Source organism: Afipia sp. GW821-FHT04G03 (assembly GCF_059419985.1).
Genome location: NZ_JBWKSV010000001.1, coordinates 1448592 through 1465474, shown reverse-complemented (window position 1 = coordinate 1465474; position 16883 = coordinate 1448592). Strand labels below are relative to the sequence as shown.

The 16883-nt window shown below is 62.0% G+C and carries 17 protein-coding genes; 9 read left to right on the top strand and 8 right to left on the bottom strand.

Translation table 11 applies throughout. The features are described from left to right. Genes hmgA through fahA form a run of 3 tightly spaced genes read left to right on the top strand, consistent with a single transcriptional unit; the run spans position 1 to position 3283 of the window. On the top strand, positions 1 to 1347 hold the full coding sequence (gene hmgA, locus AC07UB_RS07005; RefSeq protein ID WP_494651576.1) for a homogentisate 1,2-dioxygenase: 1347 nt from the start codon (positions 1 to 3) through the stop codon (positions 1345 to 1347). 9 nt (positions 1348 to 1356) lie between these two features. Further along, entirely contained in the window at positions 1357 to 1995 is a 639-nt protein-coding gene (gene maiA / locus AC07UB_RS07000; protein WP_494651578.1) for a maleylacetoacetate isomerase, read from the top strand. 16 nt (positions 1996 to 2011) lie between these two features. Beyond that, positions 2012 to 3283 carry a fumarylacetoacetase gene (gene fahA, locus AC07UB_RS06995; RefSeq protein ID WP_492793173.1) on the top strand — a complete coding sequence of 424 codons (1272 nt, stop codon included), beginning with the start codon at positions 2012 to 2014 and terminating at the stop codon, positions 3281 to 3283. On the opposite strand, the gene AC07UB_RS06990 is transcribed toward fahA, so the two are convergent. Continuing rightward, positions 3280 to 3756 (bottom strand): Lrp/AsnC family transcriptional regulator, encoded by a 477-nt coding sequence (locus AC07UB_RS06990; RefSeq protein ID WP_492793172.1) that lies wholly within the window; start codon positions 3754 to 3756, stop codon positions 3280 to 3282. The two genes, fahA and AC07UB_RS06990, sit on opposite strands and share 4 nt — an antisense overlap. 139 nt (positions 3757 to 3895) lie before the next feature. Here AC07UB_RS06990 and hppD point away from each other — a divergent pair, with 139 nt between their 5' ends. Continuing rightward, entirely contained in the window at positions 3896 to 5020 is a 1125-nt protein-coding gene (hppD, locus tag AC07UB_RS06985; RefSeq protein WP_492793171.1) for a 4-hydroxyphenylpyruvate dioxygenase, read from the top strand. A 6-nt stretch (positions 5021 to 5026) separates the two neighbouring features. On the opposite strand, the gene AC07UB_RS06980 is transcribed toward hppD, so the two are convergent. Next, complete coding sequence (locus tag AC07UB_RS06980; protein WP_492793258.1) at positions 5027 to 5896, bottom strand: DMT family transporter; 870 nt, start codon at positions 5894 to 5896, stop codon at positions 5027 to 5029. A 228-nt stretch (positions 5897 to 6124) separates the two neighbouring features. On the opposite strand from AC07UB_RS06980, the gene AC07UB_RS06975 reads away from it, so the two are divergent. Both AC07UB_RS06975 and AC07UB_RS06970 read left to right on the top strand, forming a co-directional pair. Next, positions 6125 to 7255 carry a M20/M25/M40 family metallo-hydrolase gene (locus AC07UB_RS06975; RefSeq protein ID WP_492793256.1) on the top strand — a complete coding sequence of 377 codons (1131 nt, stop codon included), beginning with the start codon at positions 6125 to 6127 and terminating at the stop codon, positions 7253 to 7255. An 88-nt stretch (positions 7256 to 7343) separates the two neighbouring features. Continuing rightward, positions 7344 to 8513 carry a M20 aminoacylase family protein gene (locus AC07UB_RS06970; protein WP_492793170.1) on the top strand — a complete coding sequence of 390 codons (1170 nt, stop codon included), beginning with the start codon at positions 7344 to 7346 and terminating at the stop codon, positions 8511 to 8513. 8 nt (positions 8514 to 8521) lie between these two features. Here the strand turns inward: AC07UB_RS06970 and AC07UB_RS06965 are convergent, their stop codons facing one another. The 3 genes from AC07UB_RS06965 to AC07UB_RS06955 all read right to left on the bottom strand — a co-directional run bounded on the left by AC07UB_RS06965 (position 8522) and on the right by AC07UB_RS06955 (position 11507). Beyond that, a complete protein-coding gene (locus AC07UB_RS06965) occupies positions 8522 to 9358 on the bottom strand; it encodes an alpha/beta hydrolase (RefSeq protein WP_492793169.1) in 837 nt (278 codons plus the stop codon). Between the two features lie 85 nt (positions 9359 to 9443). Beyond that, the gene (locus AC07UB_RS06960; RefSeq protein WP_492793168.1) at positions 9444 to 10661 is read right to left on the bottom strand and encodes an MFS transporter; all 1218 of its coding nucleotides are present in this window, start codon (positions 10659 to 10661) and stop codon (positions 9444 to 9446) included. 141 nt (positions 10662 to 10802) lie between these two features. Then, positions 10803 to 11507, bottom strand: coding sequence for a GntR family transcriptional regulator (locus tag AC07UB_RS06955; protein ID WP_492793167.1), 705 nt, complete (start codon positions 11505 to 11507; stop codon positions 10803 to 10805). A gap of 190 nt (positions 11508 to 11697) precedes the next feature. Between AC07UB_RS06955 and AC07UB_RS06950 the strand changes: the two genes are divergently transcribed. From AC07UB_RS06950 to AC07UB_RS06940, 3 genes are all read left to right on the top strand, one after another. Then, complete coding sequence (locus tag AC07UB_RS06950; RefSeq protein ID WP_492793166.1) at positions 11698 to 12780, top strand: tartrate dehydrogenase; 1083 nt, start codon at positions 11698 to 11700, stop codon at positions 12778 to 12780. Positions 12781 to 12858: 78 nt separating this feature from the next. Further along, on the top strand, positions 12859 to 13842 hold the full coding sequence (locus AC07UB_RS06945) for a tripartite tricarboxylate transporter substrate-binding protein (RefSeq protein WP_492793165.1): 984 nt from the start codon (positions 12859 to 12861) through the stop codon (positions 13840 to 13842). A gap of 141 nt (positions 13843 to 13983) precedes the next feature. After that, the gene (locus AC07UB_RS06940; RefSeq protein WP_492793164.1) at positions 13984 to 14379 is read left to right on the top strand and encodes a carboxymuconolactone decarboxylase family protein; all 396 of its coding nucleotides are present in this window, start codon (positions 13984 to 13986) and stop codon (positions 14377 to 14379) included. A 140-nt stretch (positions 14380 to 14519) separates the two neighbouring features. Here the strand turns inward: AC07UB_RS06940 and AC07UB_RS06935 are convergent, their stop codons facing one another. The 3 genes from AC07UB_RS06935 to AC07UB_RS06925 are packed head-to-tail and all read right to left on the bottom strand — an operon-like array spanning position 14520 to position 16883. Further along, entirely contained in the window at positions 14520 to 15227 is a 708-nt protein-coding gene (locus AC07UB_RS06935) for an ABC transporter ATP-binding protein (protein ID WP_492793163.1), read from the bottom strand. Further along, positions 15214 to 15957, bottom strand: a complete 744-nt coding sequence (locus tag AC07UB_RS06930) for an ABC transporter ATP-binding protein (protein WP_492793162.1) — start codon at positions 15955 to 15957, stop codon at positions 15214 to 15216. Before AC07UB_RS06930 ends, AC07UB_RS06935 begins: the two co-directional genes overlap by 14 nt. Further along, complete coding sequence (locus tag AC07UB_RS06925; protein WP_492793161.1) at positions 15954 to 16883, bottom strand: branched-chain amino acid ABC transporter permease; 930 nt, start codon at positions 16881 to 16883, stop codon at positions 15954 to 15956. The genes AC07UB_RS06930 and AC07UB_RS06925 overlap by 4 nt, the downstream gene beginning before the upstream one ends.

The window sequence follows — 16883 nt, the reverse complement described above, 5'->3', positions numbered from 1 at the left end:
ATGAACGTCAACACCGCTCCTGGCGTCGTTAACCGCAACAGCGTCAACGTGACGCCGGGCTACATGTCCGGCTTCGGCAACAGCTTCGAGACCGAGGCCTTGCCCGGCGCGCTGCCCATCGGGCGCAACTCGCCGCAGCGCTGCGCTTACGGGCTTTATGCCGAGCAATTATCGGGTTCGCCGTTCACCGCGCCGCGCGGCAGCAACGAGCGTTCGTGGCTGTATCGCATCCGTCCGTCGGTGAAACATTCCGGCCGTTTCGCGAAGGCCGATGCGAAATACTGGCGCACCGCGCCGTGCGCCGAACACGACATGCCCATCGCGCAACTGCGCTGGGACCCATTGCCGATGCCGAAGGGCGACCAGACCTTCCTGCAAGGCGTCATCACCATGACAACGGCAGGCGACGCGAACACGCAGGCCGGGATGGCGGCACACATCTATCTCATCACCAAGTCGATGGTGGATCAGCATTTCTACAATGCCGACGGTGAACTGATGTTTGTTCCGCAGGAGGGCAATCTGCGCCTCGTCACAGAATTCGGCCTCATCGATATCGAGCCCGGCGAGATCGCTGTGATTCCGCGCGGCGTGAAATTCCGGGTGGAGATTCCGAGAGGTCCGGCGCGGGGCTATCTTTGCGAGAATTACGGCGGCGCGTTCACTCTGCCGGAGCGCGGACCGATCGGCGCAAACTGCCTCGCCAACTCGCGCGATTTCCTGACGCCCGTGGCGTCCTATGAGGACAAGGAAACGCCGACAGAGCTTTATGTGAAGTGGGGCGGTTCGCTGTTCGTGACCAAACTGCCGCATTCGCCCATCGACGTGGTGGCGTGGCACGGCAACTACGCGCCGTATAAATATGACCTGCGGACATTCTCGCCCATCGGCGCCATCGGCTTCGATCATCCCGACCCGTCGATCTTCACGGTGCTGACGTCGCCATCGGAAACCGCTGGCACCGCGAACATCGATTTCGTGATTTTCCCCGAGCGCTGGGCGGTGGCGGAAAACACCTTCCGCCCGCCATGGTATCACATGAACATCATGTCGGAGTTCATGGGGCTGATTTACGGCGTGTACGACGCCAAGCCGCAGGGCTTCGTGCCGGGCGGCATCAGCCTGCACAACATGATGCTGCCGCACGGGCCGGACCGCGAAGCGTTCGATCACGCCAGCAACGGCGAACTGAAGCCCGTCAAGCTGACCGGCACCATGGCCTTCATGTTCGAGACCCGCTATCCACAGCGCGTGACCGAATATGCGGCGAAGACCAGCGCGTTGCAGGACGACTATGCCGAGTGCTGGCAAGGGTTGGAGCGCCGCTTCGATCCCTCCAAGCCGTAAGCGCGCCGCATGAGTGACGCAGTTCTTTACGGGTACTTCCGCTCCACAGCGGCTTATCGCGTGCGCATCGCGGTTAATCTCAAGGGGCTGAGCGCGGACCATCATTTCGTGCATTTGCGCAAGGGCGAGCAGACGCAGCCGGCTTACCGCAAGATCAATCCGGCGGGGCTGGTGCCGTACTGGATCGACGACGATCTCGAACTCGCACAATCGCTGGCGATCATCGAGTATCTCGACGAGACGCATCCCGAGCCGCCGTTGCTGCCGCCGGACGCGAAGGGGCGGGCGATTGCGCGCGAGATCGCGCTGGTCGCGGTCAGCGACATTCATCCGATTGGAAATCTGCGCGTGCTGAATAAACTGATCGAAATGGGCGTCGATGAGCCGACGCGTGCGGCGTGGTCGAAGCACTGGATCGAAGCCGGCTTTGACGCAATCGAGGCGCGGCTGGCCCATCTGCCGGGCCCGTTTGCACTCGGTGACAAACCGACGCTGGCGGATATCTGCATTGTCCCGCAGGTGTTCAACGCGCGGCGTTTCGGGGTCGATCTCACGCCGTACAAGCGTATCGCGGCCCTCGATGCTGCCGCAGCAAAAATCGAAGCTTTCGCCGCCGCCGAGCCCGGCCGCCAGCCCGACGCCGAATAACCAACGGATGGACACGATGCACCCGAACGATCCGAGGCTGCGCTCTTTCATCGACGTCGATGCGTCGTCGGATTTTCCGATCCAGAATTTGCCTTATGGCGTGTTCTTCACCCCCGAGCAGCCGGACCTGCGCGTGGGTGTGGCCATCGGCGATTTCGTTCTCGATCTGGCGGCGCTGGAAGCGGCGGGATTAATCCGTTTCGAGGATGCCACAGCTGTCTTCGCGAAGCCCTCGCTGAATACCTTCATGGCTCTGGGACCGAAGGTGTGGACGAAGACCCGCGCACGCATCAGTGAGTTGTTGCGGCACGATCATCCTGAGCTACGCGACAACGCTGAACTAAGGAGGCGTGTCCTGATTCCGCGGAACTTCGCGGATATGCACATGCCGATTGAGGTCCAAGGCTTCACCGATTTCTATTCGTCGAAGGAACACGCGACCAATGTCGGCATCATGTTCCGCGGCAAGGACAACGCCTTGATGCCGAACTGGCTGTCGATTCCCATCGGCTACAATGGCCGTGCATCGACCGTCGTGGTCAGCGGCACGCCGATCCGCCGTCCGCGCGGACAACTCAAGCCGCCGACTGCGGATCTGCCGACATTCGGTCCGTGCAAGCGGCTGGATTTCGAACTGGAGATGGGCGTCGTGATTGGGCAGGCGTCCGCGATGGGCGAGATGCTGACCGAGCAGCAGGCCGAGGAGATGATCTTCGGCTTCACGCTCCTGAACGACTGGAGCGCGCGCGACATTCAGGCGTGGGAGTACGTGCCACTCGGGCCGTTTCAGGCGAAAGCGTTTGGCACTTCAATCAGCCCGTGGATCGTGACGCGCGAGGCGCTGGAGCCGTTTCTGGTCAGCGGTCCGGCGCAGGACCCGAAGCCGCTGTCCTATCTGCAGCAGGCCAAGCCGCAGAACTACGATGTTCAGCTCGCGGTCGATCTGCGCACGGAGAAAATGAACAAGCCGGCCGGCATCAGCCGCACGAATTTCAAGTACATGTACTGGTCGTCGGTGCAGCAGCTTGTGCATCATGCATCCAGCGGCTGCGCGATGAATGTCGGCGATCTGCTTGGCTCCGGCACCATCAGCGGTCCCGAGAAGGGCGAGCGCGGCAGCATGCTGGAGTTGAGTTGGGGCGGCGCCGAGCCGATGACGCTCGAGAGCGGCGAGCAGCGCGCATTTCTCGAGGACGGCGACTCGCTCACCATGCGCGGCTGGTGCCAGGGCGATGGCTACCGCATCGGCTTCGGCGAGGTCGAAGGCACTATCCTGCCGTCGGTCTAACTCGCGAGCCTCCGCAGCGGCAGCTTGCGTGTCGTTTTCAACCGGTCGAGCACGATGGACGAGCGCACGTGCGCCACGCTGTCATGCGGCATCAGGACATTGTTGACGATGTCCGACAGACTCTTGAGATCGCTCAGCACCACCTTCAGCAGATAATCCGCATCGCCGGTCAGCGAATATGCTTCCTGGATGTCGTCGACCCGCCGCATCAGGTCGCGAAAGCGTTTGGCGTTGTTGGGGGAGTGCGTCGCCAGCGTGATCTGGATGAACGCCAGCACGTTGAACCCAAGCGCCTCGCTGGCGAGGTCGGCGTGATAGCCTGCGATGATCTTCTCGTCTTCCAGCCGCGTGCGGCGGCGCGAGCATTGCGAGGCCGAGAGACCGGCGAGATCGGCCAGTTGCTGGTTGGTCAGGCGGCCATCGTCCTGGAGCGCGGCAAGGATTTTGAGGTCAAAACCGTCGAGCGAAATCATGCGTAAAATCTCTCTTTCATGCACAAAGTATGCGTCATTATGGCATTTCTAGCCTGATTTTGCACGTACATTGCGTCAAAAGCGGCGCACGATGCTGGAAGTAGACAGCCGTCAGCCAGGCTTTTCAAGGGAGACCGTCATGGGTCCGTTTCCGCACGATGCACCGGCCGCCGTTATTTCCGCACAGAACCCCATGGGGACCGATGGCTTCGAGTTCGTCGAATATGCCCATCCCGAGCCCGAGCAGCTTCATGCCCTGTTTCGCCTGATGGGGTTTACCGCCGTCGCCAAGCACAAGACCAAGGCGATCACCGTCTATCGTCAGGGCGAGGTGAATTATCTCGTCAACGAGCAGCCCGGCACCCACGGTTTCGAGTTTGTCGCTGCGCATGGACCCTGCGCGCCGTCGATGGCGTTCCGCGTGGTCGATGCGAAGCAGGCCTATGAGCGGGCGCTGTCGCTCGGCGCGGAGCCGGCGGATGAGGTGTCCGCTCGCAAGACGATCGATGTTCCGGCGATCAAGGGCATTGGCGGCAGTCTTTTGTACTTCGTCGATCGCTATGGCGCGAAGGGGTCTGCCTATGACGCCGAGTTTGAATGGCTCGGTGCGAGGGATGCACGTCCGGACGGCGCGGGACTGTTCTATCTCGACCACCTCACTCACAACGTGCATCGCGGACGGATGGACGTCTGGACCGGCTTCTACGAGCGGCTGTTCAACTTCAAGCAGATCCGCTTCTTCGATATCGAGGGCCGGGCCTCTGGATTGTTCTCGCGCGCGCTGACCAGTCCCGACGGCAAGATCAGAATTCCGATCAACGAGGATGCGGGCGATTCCGGGCAGATCGAGGAATATCTCAATATCTACCGCGGCGAGGGCATTCAGCACATCGCCTGTGGTGTGAAGGACATCTATCGCACCATCGAAAAGCTGCGGGCAGACGGGCTGCCGTTCATGCCGCCGCCGCCGGAAACCTACTTCGAGAAAATCGACGCGCGGCTGCCGAAGCACGGCGAGGATGTCGCGCGGTTGCAGAAGAACGGCATCCTGATCGATGGCGAGGGCGTGGTGGATGGCGGCCACACCAAGGTGCTGTTGCAGATCTTCTCTGCCAACGCCATCGGGCCGATCTTCTTCGAGTTCATCCAGCGCAAGGGTGACGACGGATTCGGCGAAGGCAACTTCAAGGCGCTGTTCGAATCCATCGAGGAAGATCAGATCCGGCGCGGCGTGCTATCGGTCGACAACAAGAGCGCGGCCTGACGGACCTTACGTTGTTGCCGTGCGCGCCGAGGCCGAGCGTTTCAGGTTGAGCAGGTTTCCGGTCAGGATCAGCGCCGCGCCGATCACGGTCGCGGCGTCAAGCCGCTCGGAATAGACCAGCCAGCCGGCGGCGGCGCTCAGCGGCACCCGGAGAAAATCCATAGGCACGACGACCGTGGCATCGGCATAACGCATCGCCTGCGTCATGCAGTAGTGCGAATAGGTGCCGCAGAATGCGATCACGATGATCCACGGCCAGACGTGCGCGGACGGCCATTTCCAGGTGTAGATGGCCGGAATCAATCCGATCACGGACTGGATGACGATCATCCAGAACACAATCACCACAACCGAATCGGTGCGGGTGAGCGATTTCATCATGACGACCGAAATGCCGAAGCCGATGGCGGCCATGACCATGATGAGCTGACCGGGGCTGATCTCGGCGGCTCCGGGCTGCACGATGATGACGACGCCGACGAGTCCCAGCACGATGGCCAGGATTTTCCAGACATTCAGGCGCTCGCCGAGAAAGCTGACCGCGAGCAGGGCGGTCCAGATCGGCATCGTGAATTCGATGGCCACCACCTGCGCCAGCGGAATCAGCGTCAGCGCCAGAAACCAGCCGTACTGCGCTCCGTAATGAATGATGTTGCGGCCGATGTACTGCATCGGGCGCGCCGTCTTCATGCCGGCAAGGCCGCCGCTCATGTGAACCAGCGGATAAAGCATCAGGAGGCCGATGACCGAACGCATTTCCAGGATCTGGAAAACGTTGACCTCGCGGGCAGCCTCGCGGCCCGCGACCAGCATGATCAGCATCAGGGTAAGCCAGCCGGCCATCCAACTCGCGGCTTTCGCATTGGAGGGTGGCATCGCGACGATGGATTGCTTCACAAACGCACCTTTGCTGCAGCGCAAATCAACATCGTAAACCCCTATATTGGCGCGATCTGCTTACGCAATCTCATTTGCGCGCGCAACATCGCCAAACTCGCAGCAGGTCCCTCAAGTTTGCATTTGAATTGGCGGCTGAACCTGCAACGATCCCAGCGCGGGGCGTCTGCTTCCTCCGCTAAAAGCAAAACAAGAGGACACGCCGTGATCGATCCCGCCTCGCTGCCGTTCGATGTCGATACGATGCTGACGGGCCTGCGCCCATGGGTGGAGTGCGAGAGCCCGACATGGGATGCCGCCGCCGTCAACAGGATGCTTGCGCTCGCGGCGCGCGACATGGCGATTGCCGGTGCGTCGATCGAAACCATTGTGGGACGTCAAGGCTTTGGCGGATGCATCCGCGCGCGGTTTCCCCATCCCCGGCAGGGAGAGCCGGGCATCCTGATCGCCGGGCACATGGACACCGTTCATCCCGTCGGCACGCTGGAGAAGCTGCCGTGGCGGCGTGAAGGCAGCAAATGCTATGGCCCCGGTATTCTCGACATGAAGGGCGGCAATTACGCGTCGCTCGAGGCGATCCGGCAATTGCAGAAGGCGGCCATCGCAACGCCGCTTCCCGTGACTGTTCTCTTCACGCCCGACGAGGAGGTCGGCACACCCAGCACGCGCGATATCATCGAAGCCGAAGCCTCCCGCAATAAATATGTGCTGGTGCCGGAACCCGCGTTCAAGAATTCAGGCGTCATCACCGGGCGCTACGCGATCGCGCGGTTCAATCTGGAAGCTGCGGGAAAACCAAGCCATGCCGGCGCGACGCTCGCGGCCGGGCGTTCCGCGATCCGTGAAATGGCGCGGCAGATCATCGCCATCGACGGCATGACGGGCGAGGACTGCACGTTCAGCGTCGGCGTGGTTCATGGCGGGCAGTGGGTGAATTGCGTGGCGTCGAGTTGCCGCGGCGAAGCGCTCAGCATGGCGAAACGTCAATCCGATCTGGACCACGGCGTCGAGCGGATGCTGGCGCTGTCCGGCACGAGCAACGATGTGAGCTTTACGGTCACGCGCGGTGTGACCCGGCCGGTTTGGGAACCGGATGCCGGAACCATTGCGCTGTATGAGCAGGCGCGCGCCGTCGCGCAGAAGCTCGGTCTCAATTTGATACACGGCAGTTCGGGTGGCGGTTCCGATGGCAACTTCACGGGCGCGATGGGATTGCCGACGCTGGACGGTCTGGGTCTTCGCGGCGCCGACTATCACACGCTGAACGAGCATATCGAAGTCGATAGCCTCGTTGAGCGCGGCCGTCTGATGGCAGGGCTCTTGGCCAGTCTCGCATGAGATGCAAGGATGGGCCTCCGGTCGCGCCACGCGGCCGGGAGTGAGACGCAAGGCCGGATCAAAAATCATCAAAGCGGGATAGCAACCCATGCCGAATATCGATCGTATCGAAGGTTACGCCGACGAACTCATCGCCATCCGCCGTGACCTTCACGCGCATCCGGAAATCGGCTTCGAGGAACATCGCACATCGGGCATCGTCGCCGAGAAGCTCGCGCAGTGGGGGATCGAGGTGCATCGCGGCCTCGGCGGCACCGGCGTGATCGGCCTGTTGAAAGGCAAGGGCGGCGGCAAGAAGCGCATCGGTCTGCGCGCCGACATGGACGCATTGCCGATGGAGGAAAAGACCAATCTGCCATGGCGCTCGACGATTCCCGATCGCTTCCACGGCTGCGGTCATGACGGTCACACCACCATCCTCCTGGGCACCGCGCGCTATCTGGCCGAAACGCGCAACTTCGACGGCACGGTTGCATTCATCTTTCAACCGGCTGAGGAAGGTCTCGGCGGCGCGCGGGCCATGATCAAGGACGGCCTGTTCGAGAAGTTTCCGGTCGACGAGGTCTACGGGTTGCATAACGCGCCGCAACTGGGACCGGGGCAGGTCGCCATCGCTCCGGGTGCCTGCATGGCGAGCGCCGACTTCTTCGACATCACCATCACCGGCTATGGCAGTCACGGGGCGATGCCGGAAATGTCGCGAGATCCTGTGGTGATCGCGATGACACTTGGGCAGGCCTTGCAGACAATCGTCAGCCGCAACGTCGAGCCGACTGAAGCCGCGGTTCTTTCGATCACGCAGATTCATGCGGGCTCGGCCTACAACGTCATTCCGGGCGAGGCGAAGCTGTCCGGCACGGTGCGCACCTTCTCGGACAAGGTTCGCAAACAGATCAGCGAACGCATGCGGACCATTGCGGCCGGGATCGCCGCAGCCTATCAGGTCGAGATTGACGTGGACATTCGCGACATCTTTTCCGTGCTGATCAATCACGAGCAGCAGGCGGGATTCGTTGCGGATGTCGCGCGCGAAGTCGTCGGCGGCGACAATGTGTTGACCGTGTCCAAGCCGAAGATGGGGAGCGAGGATTTTGCCGACATGCTGCTCAAGGTGCCGGGAGCGTACTTCTGGCTGGGGCACGAAGGATCGGTGCCGCTGCACAATCCCGGGTTTGTTCTCGACGATGGAATCCTGCCGGTCGGAGCCAGTCTGTTTTCGCGGATCATCGAGACGCGGATGCCGCTCGCGGCGGGATAGCCCGGCTTTCAAAAGAGCCGGCGGACCAGCGTCGTCAGGCGGCCCGTTGGCGACGCCAGTTCATCCATCATGGTGAAGTGGTTCGCCCGGGGGATTTCCTCGTACACGACAGGCAGCCCGTGGGTTGCGCGGTGAGCTGCAAACTCGGCGGACTGCTGGCGCAGCAGCGGCAGTTCGCCGCTTCCGGCCACGACGACGAGGGGCTTGTTGACGCCGCCCGGTTGCAACATCGGCGAGTTGCGGCGGCTCATGGCTTCGTCGAGCCCGAGCTTGGCGTTGAGATAGCTGTGGCGGATCGGTTCGAGATCGTAGATGCCGCTGATCAGAAGCCCGGCCTTGATGCGCGGATGCCCGAGCACCATGGACGACAGATGACCGCCGGCCGACCAGCCCGACACCACGATCTGCTCGGGATCGCCGCCCAGCGCAGGCAATTCTCCGGCAAGATAGTCGATGCCGGTGCGGACCTCATCCACGATCTGGTCCAGCGTGGCATCGGGCGCAAGCGTGTAGCCCATAAAGGCGACGTTGATGCCGTGCTTCATGGGACCCGCGGCACAGAACGTGAAGTTCTCCTTCGCGCGCGTCTGCCAGTAGCCGCCATGAATGAAAACCAGCGTCGGGCCGCCCGTGTTCGCTTTCAGGAGGTCGATGCGGTTGCGCTCGCGCGGGCCGTAGCGAAGATCGAGCGACTGCGGATAGCGGGCGCGCATCTCGGCGGAGGCCTTTTCCCATCCGCCGACGATGGTGGCTGTTTCAGGCACGTGAAGCGTGTTGTTCAGGCCGAGATCAAGCTGCTCTTGTGTCAGCTTGCGCCAATCCGGTGCGTCGCGCGGGGTACTCATGACGAAACCTCTCGGATGGGCGTCTTGTTGTCCGGGCAATGATCGCAACTGCATGTCGCGAACGCAACCTGCATGATGGCAGAGATTACTGCCGCAGCGCGGGGACAACAAGAAACGGGATCATGCCGAGAACGACACTCACCAGCGAGAACACCAGCAGGACATCGTAGTTTCCGGTGAAATCGTGAATCAGGCCGCCGGCCCATGAGCCCAGCGCCGCGCCCAGTCCGCTGCCGATGGAGATTGTGCCGTAGATGGTGCCGACGCGCTCGCCGCGAAATATCTTCAGCGCGGTTGCGGAAATGAGCGGCCCGCGCGAACCGATCATGCTGCCGAAGCAAACCACGAAGGCGGTCAGCATCCAGACGTTCGGGTAGAAGCGCAGCAGCCAGAGCAGGCCGATGCCGATGATCGATAGCGCGTAGCTGAACAGCACGGAGCGCCGGCGGCCGATGATTCCGTCAAGCCAGGTCACCCCCAGCATGCCAAACAGCAGCACGACCCCGCTGAAGCCCCACGCGGTCGCGGCCTGCAAAGGCGGGAAACCGGCATCGACAAGATAGGCGACGATTTGTACCGCAATGGAAAACATGCCCACGGCGGTAAAAAAGAACGTGAAGAACAGCGACCAGAAAGCATGGTGACGCATGGCGCTGACGAGCGTCCAGTCGACATAGTTGGCGTCGGCCGATGTGGATTTTGCCAGTGTCGTGGATCCCGTTGCGAAAGTCTTCCAGGGCAGCAACAGCAAAGGCACGAGCAGGACGAGCACCGTGCCGCCCAGAATCTGATACGCGCCGCGCCAGCCGAAATGGTCGATGAGAACCTGCGACAGCGGCAGCAAGATCAGGACACCGGCGCCGGCCGCCGAATAGACCACGGACATGGCGGTCGGCAGCCTCGGTCCGAACCATCGCCCGAGCAGGATGGAATTCGGCACATTGCCGATGCAGGACGCGCCGAACCCGACACACAGACCGAGGGTGAGCTGAAATTGCCAGAGATGCTGGGCGAAGGCTGAGGTGAAAAATGCGCCGCCCAGCAGCAACAGTCCAACGGCGTAAACTGTCCGGGGGCCTGAGTGGTCGAACAGGCGCCCTACGGCCGGATTGGCGAGGCCGGTCGCCAATGCCGCCACGGAGTAAATCGAGATGACTTCGGCGCGATCCCATCCGAAACCCTGCGAGATCGGCAGCAGGAAGACTGTGAAAGTCTCACTCAGCCCGCGCCCGATGATTGATAACGCAAAGCACAGCGCAAGCACACCGAGCGCCGTGTTCATCGGTTTCAACGGTGGCGTCATCGGGCGTGCCGGCAGCGTGAGTCGCGATCCATACCGGATATGAACCGCAATTCCGCGGTCAGGAGCAGGTGCAGTTTTCGAATGCGCCCATGCAATCGTGGGGCTGTTTCGCGACAGCGAAGCTGTTAACGGCCATCCGGCTCAGAGATGCTTCATTCCGAATTGATCCAGCAGCGGAAGAAGCTCGTCGCGGGCGCGCCGCCGATGGCTTTGGGCGTGGCCACACGCCAGTGCCGGATCGCCGCTCTTGATGGCGGCGGCAAGGGCCTGATGCTCCTTGATGGATTTCAGCGGCTTGGCGCGCAGCCGCAGGGTCATCATGCGTGCCCGGTGCGATTGATCCATGATGCTGCGGAACAGCCGGGCGAGACGGGCATTGCCGCTGCGATCGATCAGCGTGCGGTGAAACCGGTCATCCGCGCGCGCCCAAGCGTCGAGATCGTCGTGTTGCAGGGCGGCTTTCATCTCGGCATTGATGGTGTCGAGTTCGACAACGATCGGGCGGCGGGCGGCGGGGCTCATGGCGGCGATCAGCTCCGCGGCCATTCCCTCAAGCGCGATGATAACATCGTAGACTTCGCGCATGTCGCCGGGCGACAGCGCCAGCACGGTGACGCCGCGCTTCGGCAGCACGCGAACGAGGCCTTCTTCCTGAAGGCGGATCAGGGCTTCATGAACGGGCGTCCGGCTCATGCCGAGCCGCAGCGCGATCTCCTGTTCCGAACCCTGATAGCCGGGCGGGAAAACGTTGTCGCGAATGGCGGCCTTCATCATCCCATAGGCATCGGCCACCAACGACTGGGTTTTCGCGGGCGGCGGGGCGCCGGGAGCATTCAAGCGATTCATCTGCCGATTCCTAACGAAACAGCCGCAAAGCGCAATCTCGCCGGGATCGCGGATCGTCACCTTGACATGCGTACCATCTTCCATGGAAGATGGCACCTCAAATTGGCAGCCGGAGGGCGGCGGGGGTGCAAAATGCCCGGTCGCTGGCGGCTACCCATCCCGCGTTCTTCTCGGCTATCGGACGGTCATCGTGAAAACTTATCGAATTGCTGCCATCCCCGGAGACGGTATCGGCTCCGAGGTTATTTCCGCCGGTGTGGAAGCGCTCACCGCATGCGCGAAGCGCGATGGCGGGTTCACGTTCGCGTTCGATCATTTCGACTGGGGGTCGGACCGCTACAAGAAAACCGGCGCGTTCATGCCGGACAATGGCCGCGACCTGATCAAGAACCACGATGCGATCCTGTTCGGGTCCGCAGGCGCGCCCGACGTGCCCGATCACGTCACGCTGTGGGGCCTGCGGCTCGCGATCTGCCAGCCGTTCGATCAATACGCCAATGTGCGGCCGACGCGCATCCTGCCCGGTATCGTCAGTCCGTTGCGCAATGTCTCCGGTCCCGAACTGGACTGGGTGATCGTCCGGGAGAATTCCGAAGGAGAGTATGCCGGAGTGGGCGGCCGCGTGCATCGTGGCCTGCCGGAGGAAGTTGCCACCGACGTGTCGATGTTCACGCGGGCAGGGGTCGCGCGCATCATGCGTTTCGCTTTTGCGCTGGCCCGTTCGCGTCCACGCAAGTTCCTGACCGTGGTGACGAAGTCCAACGCGCAGCGCCATGCGATGGTGATGTGGGATGAAATCGCAGCGGAAGTGGCTGCCGAGTTTCCCGATGTCACATGGGACAAGATGCTGGTCGACGCCATGACCATGCGTATGACGCTCAAGCCCGAGACGCTGGACACCATCGTCGCGACCAATCTTCATGCCGATATTCTGTCCGATCTGGCGGCGGCGCTGGCCGGCTCGCTCGGCATTGCACCGACCGCCAACCTTAATCCCGAGCGCCAGTTTCCGTCGATGTTCGAGCCAATTCATGGCTCGGCCTTCGACATCACCGGCAAGGGCATCGCCAATCCGGTCGGCACGTTCTGGTCCAGTGTCATGATGCTGGAACATCTCGGCGAGCCATCCGCGGCGGCGCGCCTGATGCGGGCGATCGAGAAGGTCACGGCGGACAAATCGCTGCACACGCCGGATCTGGGCGGAAAAGCCCGAACGGCCGACGTCACGAAGGCCGTGTGCGACGCGCTCATCGGAGACAATCAAGCGGACTGAAATCCAGCCAGCGGTAAAGGTCAAAAGAACAAAAACAAGAACACGGCAAGGAAACAAAAGCACAGGGAGAAGGACGTCATGCGGAAGCTATTCGTTGGACTTGTATTCTCGATAACGGCGCTGTTGCCGGTCGGCATCGAACGCGCCACGGCACAGGACTTTCCGTCTCGTCCGGTCACCCTGATCGTTCCGGCCGCTGCGGGCGGGCCAACGGATGCGGTCTCCCGCCTGGTCGCGGAATCGATGGGGCAAACGCTGGGTCAGCGAATTATTGTCGAGAATGTCGGCGGCGCGGGCGGCACCATTGGCATGACGCGTGTCGCGAACTCTCCCGCCGACGGATACATGGTGACGGTCTGGCATATCGCGCAGGCGACCGCGCCGACTCTTTATGACAACCTGCGCTACAACGTGATCGACGATTTCGATTCCATCGGCCGCATCGCTGACGTTCCGATGACGGTCGTCGGCAAGGCCGGCCTTGAGCCGAAGACGGCCAAGGAACTGATCGACTGGATCAAGCAGAAGAAGAGCGCGGTCACCTATGCCCATGCAGGCATCGGTTCGGCGTCGCATCTGTGCGCGATCATGTTGATGAGCGCCATCGATACGCAGATGACCGCCTTGTCGTATCGCGGGACCGGGCCGGCGATGACCGATCTTCTCGGCGGCCAGTTCGACGTGATGTGCGACCAGACCACGACCACCACGATGCAGATCAAGGAAAACAAGATCAAGGGCTACGCCGCGACGACCAGGGAGCGGCTGAAGGTTTTGCCCGATCTGCCGACCCTCGATGAGGTCGGCCTCAAGGGCTTCGAGGTGGCTGCGTGGCACGCGATGTGGGCGCCCAAGGGACTGCCTGCCGATGTCCAGAAGAAACTGAGCGACGCCTTGCAGACCGCATTGAAGGACCCGAAAGTCATCGAGCGTCTGGCCGCACTGGGCACGGAGCCTGTGAAACCTGCGCAGGCAGGTCCGCAAGCACTGTCCGCCCATCTCAAGGCCGAAGTCGCAAAATGGTCGCCTGTCATCAAGGCCTCGGGCGCGAAGGCGAACTAGGCGAACCTGATACGATGATCGTCCGGCGGCGCAACGCCGCCGGACGATCATGGCGGCAACGCGCAAACAGGCGATTGTCGGATCAACGAAGAGCCGCTAAGGCTGATAAATCATCATTGGTTGAAGTGTCTGGAGGACGTCATGAGCGGCGAAAGCGAACAATTCAAAAAAGGTCTGGCCGTCCGTCGTGACGTTCTGGGCAAGGACTATGTCGACAACAGCATCGCCAAGGCCGACGATTTCATGATGGCGTTCCAGGGCATCACCACCGAATGGTGCTGGGGCTATGCATGGACGCGGCCCGGCCTCGATCGCAAGACGCGCAGCATGCTCAATCTCGCCATGCTGACGGCGCTGAAAGCGCCCAATGAGCTCAAGCTCCATGTCAAAGGCGCACTGGTCAACGGCGTCACCGTGGATGAGATCAAGGAAATCCTGCTGCACGCCACGGTCTACAGCGGCATTCCTGCAGGCCTCGAGGCCTTCAAGGCCGCGCACGAGGTGCTGAAAGCCGAAGGTGCGCTCGACAAGAAGTAACGCGGCATATCTGAGGTTACAATTTTTCTACGGCGTCATGCCCGGCCTTGTGCCGGGCCATCTACGTCTTAAGAGCATAGCGACAAACAGGCGTAGATGGCGGGAGGAGCCCGGCCATGACAATATGCTGATCTCTGTCGTCAAACTCCCAGATACACCTGACGAATATACTCGTCACCCGCGAGGTCCTTTGCCGTGCCTTCGCGGATGGTGTGACCGTGTTCGAGCACATAGACGCGATCGGTGATCTTCAGGGTAGAGGTTGCGTCCTGCTCGACGATCAGGATGGCGGTGCCATCCTTCCGGATCTGCTGGATTGCGTCGAAGATCAGACCCTTCAGCCGCGGGGCGATGCCGACCGACGGCTCGTCGAGCAACAGCAGTTCGGGGCGGCCCATCAGCGCGCGGCTGATGGCAACCATCTGCTGTTCGCCGCCGGAGAGCGTGCTGGATTGCTGCCACTGCCGTTCGCGCAGCACGGGAAACAGCGTGAACACGCGCTCCAGATCGGCGCTGATCTCGGCGGTGTTCTTGCGCAGATACGCGCCGAGTTGCAGGTTCTTCAGCACCGACAGTTCGGAGAACAGCTTGCGGCCTTCGGGGCAGTGACAGATGCCGCGCGCAACCACATCGTAAGGCGCGACGCCCTCAAGCGATTGATCCTTGAACTTCAGTGTGCCCTGCGACGGAATCGAGCGTGAGATGGCTTTGAGCAGCGTGGTCTTGCCGGCCCCATTGGGGCCGAGCACGCCGACCAGTTCGCCTTTTTCGACCTTGATTGAGACGGATTCGATGGCGAGCGCCTTGCCGTAGCTGACGCGCAGGTTGGAGACTTCAAGCAGAGGCATGGGTGTCCTCCGTCTTGCCGATGTACGCTTCGACCACCTTCGGATTTTTCACGATCTCATCCGGGGGGCCGACCGCGATGATCTCGCCGAAATTCATCACGATCACCCGAGAGACCAGCGCCATGAACTCGCGCAGCTTGTGTTCGATCAGAAGGATGGTCAGGTTTTCCTCGCGATGCAGGCGTTTGATCAGTTGCGCCAGCGGTTCGATTTCGCTGCTGCCCAATCCAGCGAAGGGTTCATCGAGCAGCAGCAGGTCGGGCCGGGTCGCCAGCGCGCGGGCGATTTCGAGCCGCCGCAGGTCGCCGTAGGGCAGCGTTTCAACCGGCTCCAGCCCGCGTCCTCCGAGACCGACCTGTTCGAGCAGGTGGCGCGCGCGGTCTTCCTTGTCTTTGTCCTGATGTGCGCGGGGCGACATGCAGGCGACGAGCACGTTTTCAAGCAGGTTCATGCCGACGAACGGCCGCGTGAGCTGGAAGGTACGCGCCATGCCGCGATTGACGATCTTGTACGGCGCGAGGCCCTGCAGCGCCTCGTTGTTGAACTTGATGGTGCCGGACGTCGGCGCCATGAAGCCGGTGAGCAAATTGAACAGCGTCGTCTTGCCGGCGCCGTTCGGCCCGAGGATTCCGGTGAATTCGCCTTTCTGCAGCGTGAAGGTCGCGTTCTTCACGGCTGTGAGGCCGCCGAAGCGCTTGGTGACGTCGTGGACTTCGAGCAACGCCGTCATCGGAAACGCTCCGTCAACCGGCGCCAGAGCGGCGCGACCAGGCCGTTCGGCAGGAAGAACAGGATCAGCATCAGGGTGAGCGTGTAGATCCAGAGCCGGTACTCGCCGAAGCCGCGCAGCATCTCGGTGAGCAGGGTGAGAAGGATCGCTGCGATGGCCGCGCCATAGATCGAGCCGATGCCGCCGACGTAGCACATGATGATGATGGTGATCGACACGATGACCGAGAACAGCGGCGGGCTGACCTGAAGCTGGTAATGCGCATAAAGCGCGCCGCCGAGCCCCGCGAACGCCGCGCTGATGGCCAGCGATGCGATCTTGTAGAAGGTGACGTTGATGCCGGCGGCCTGACAGGTTGCCTCGTCGCCGCGAATGGCGCGCAGCAGCAGGCCCCAATGCGATTGCGCGAGAAGCGTCAGCGCGATCACGGTGACGACGAGGACCGCCAGCACGAACCAGTAGTAGTGCATGGGATTACGAATTAGCGGTTCGAGGCCATAGAGGCCTTCTTCGCCACCGGTCTGCTCCCAGAAGATCAGGCAGAGGCGTTGCAGGATTGCGGACGCCGACAGCATCGCCAGCGCGAAGTAGGGCCCGCGCAGGCGTAATGTCGGAAAGCCGACGATGAGACTGAATGCCACCGCAATAACGACGGCGGCGGGCAGGCTGTACCACGGATTGGCAAACCAGATCGTCGCAAGAAAGCCCGCGGTGTAAGCACCTGCGCCGATGAACAGCGAGTGGCCGAAATTTTCGCGGCCGGTCAGGCCGGACATGAAATCCCAGCTCGACGCCCAGATGCCGTAGATGGCGCAGACCGTCAGCACGCCGGTGAGGTAGTTGCTCGCCACGAACACCGGAGCCAGCGCCAGGATGGCGACGACCGCGATTCCACCGGCGATATCGATCGTTGAGACCTGCCGCAT

Excerpts from the sequence above, each read along its gene's own strand:
- hmgA (WP_494651576.1), top strand. The coding sequence starts at position 1 with ATGAACGTCAACACCGCTCCTGGCGTCGTTAACCGCAACAGCGTCAAC.
- maiA (WP_494651578.1), top strand. The coding sequence starts at position 1,357 with ATGAGTGACGCAGTTCTTTACGGGTACTTCCGCTCCACAGCGGCTTAT.
- fahA (WP_492793173.1), top strand. The coding sequence starts at position 2,012 with ATGCACCCGAACGATCCGAGGCTGCGCTCTTTCATCGACGTCGATGCG.
- AC07UB_RS06990 (WP_492793172.1), bottom strand. The coding sequence starts at position 3,756 with ATGATTTCGCTCGACGGTTTTGACCTCAAAATCCTTGCCGCGCTCCAG.
- hppD (WP_492793171.1), top strand. The coding sequence starts at position 3,896 with ATGGGTCCGTTTCCGCACGATGCACCGGCCGCCGTTATTTCCGCACAG.
- AC07UB_RS06980 (WP_492793258.1), bottom strand. The coding sequence starts at position 5,896 with ATGCCACCCTCCAATGCGAAAGCCGCGAGTTGGATGGCCGGCTGGCTT.
- AC07UB_RS06970 (WP_492793170.1), top strand. The coding sequence starts at position 7,344 with ATGCCGAATATCGATCGTATCGAAGGTTACGCCGACGAACTCATCGCC.
- AC07UB_RS06965 (WP_492793169.1), bottom strand. The coding sequence starts at position 9,358 with ATGAGTACCCCGCGCGACGCACCGGATTGGCGCAAGCTGACACAAGAG.
- AC07UB_RS06960 (WP_492793168.1), bottom strand. The coding sequence starts at position 10,661 with ATGACGCCACCGTTGAAACCGATGAACACGGCGCTCGGTGTGCTTGCG.
- AC07UB_RS06955 (WP_492793167.1), bottom strand. The coding sequence starts at position 11,507 with ATGAATCGCTTGAATGCTCCCGGCGCCCCGCCGCCCGCGAAAACCCAG.
- AC07UB_RS06945 (WP_492793165.1), top strand. The coding sequence starts at position 12,859 with ATGCGGAAGCTATTCGTTGGACTTGTATTCTCGATAACGGCGCTGTTG.
- AC07UB_RS06940 (WP_492793164.1), top strand. The coding sequence starts at position 13,984 with ATGAGCGGCGAAAGCGAACAATTCAAAAAAGGTCTGGCCGTCCGTCGT.
- AC07UB_RS06935 (WP_492793163.1), bottom strand. The coding sequence starts at position 15,227 with ATGCCTCTGCTTGAAGTCTCCAACCTGCGCGTCAGCTACGGCAAGGCG.
- AC07UB_RS06930 (WP_492793162.1), bottom strand. The coding sequence starts at position 15,957 with ATGACGGCGTTGCTCGAAGTCCACGACGTCACCAAGCGCTTCGGCGGC.
- AC07UB_RS06925 (WP_492793161.1), bottom strand. The coding sequence starts at position 16,883 with ATGCGGCAGGTCTCAACGATCGATATCGCCGGTGGAATCGCGGTCGTC.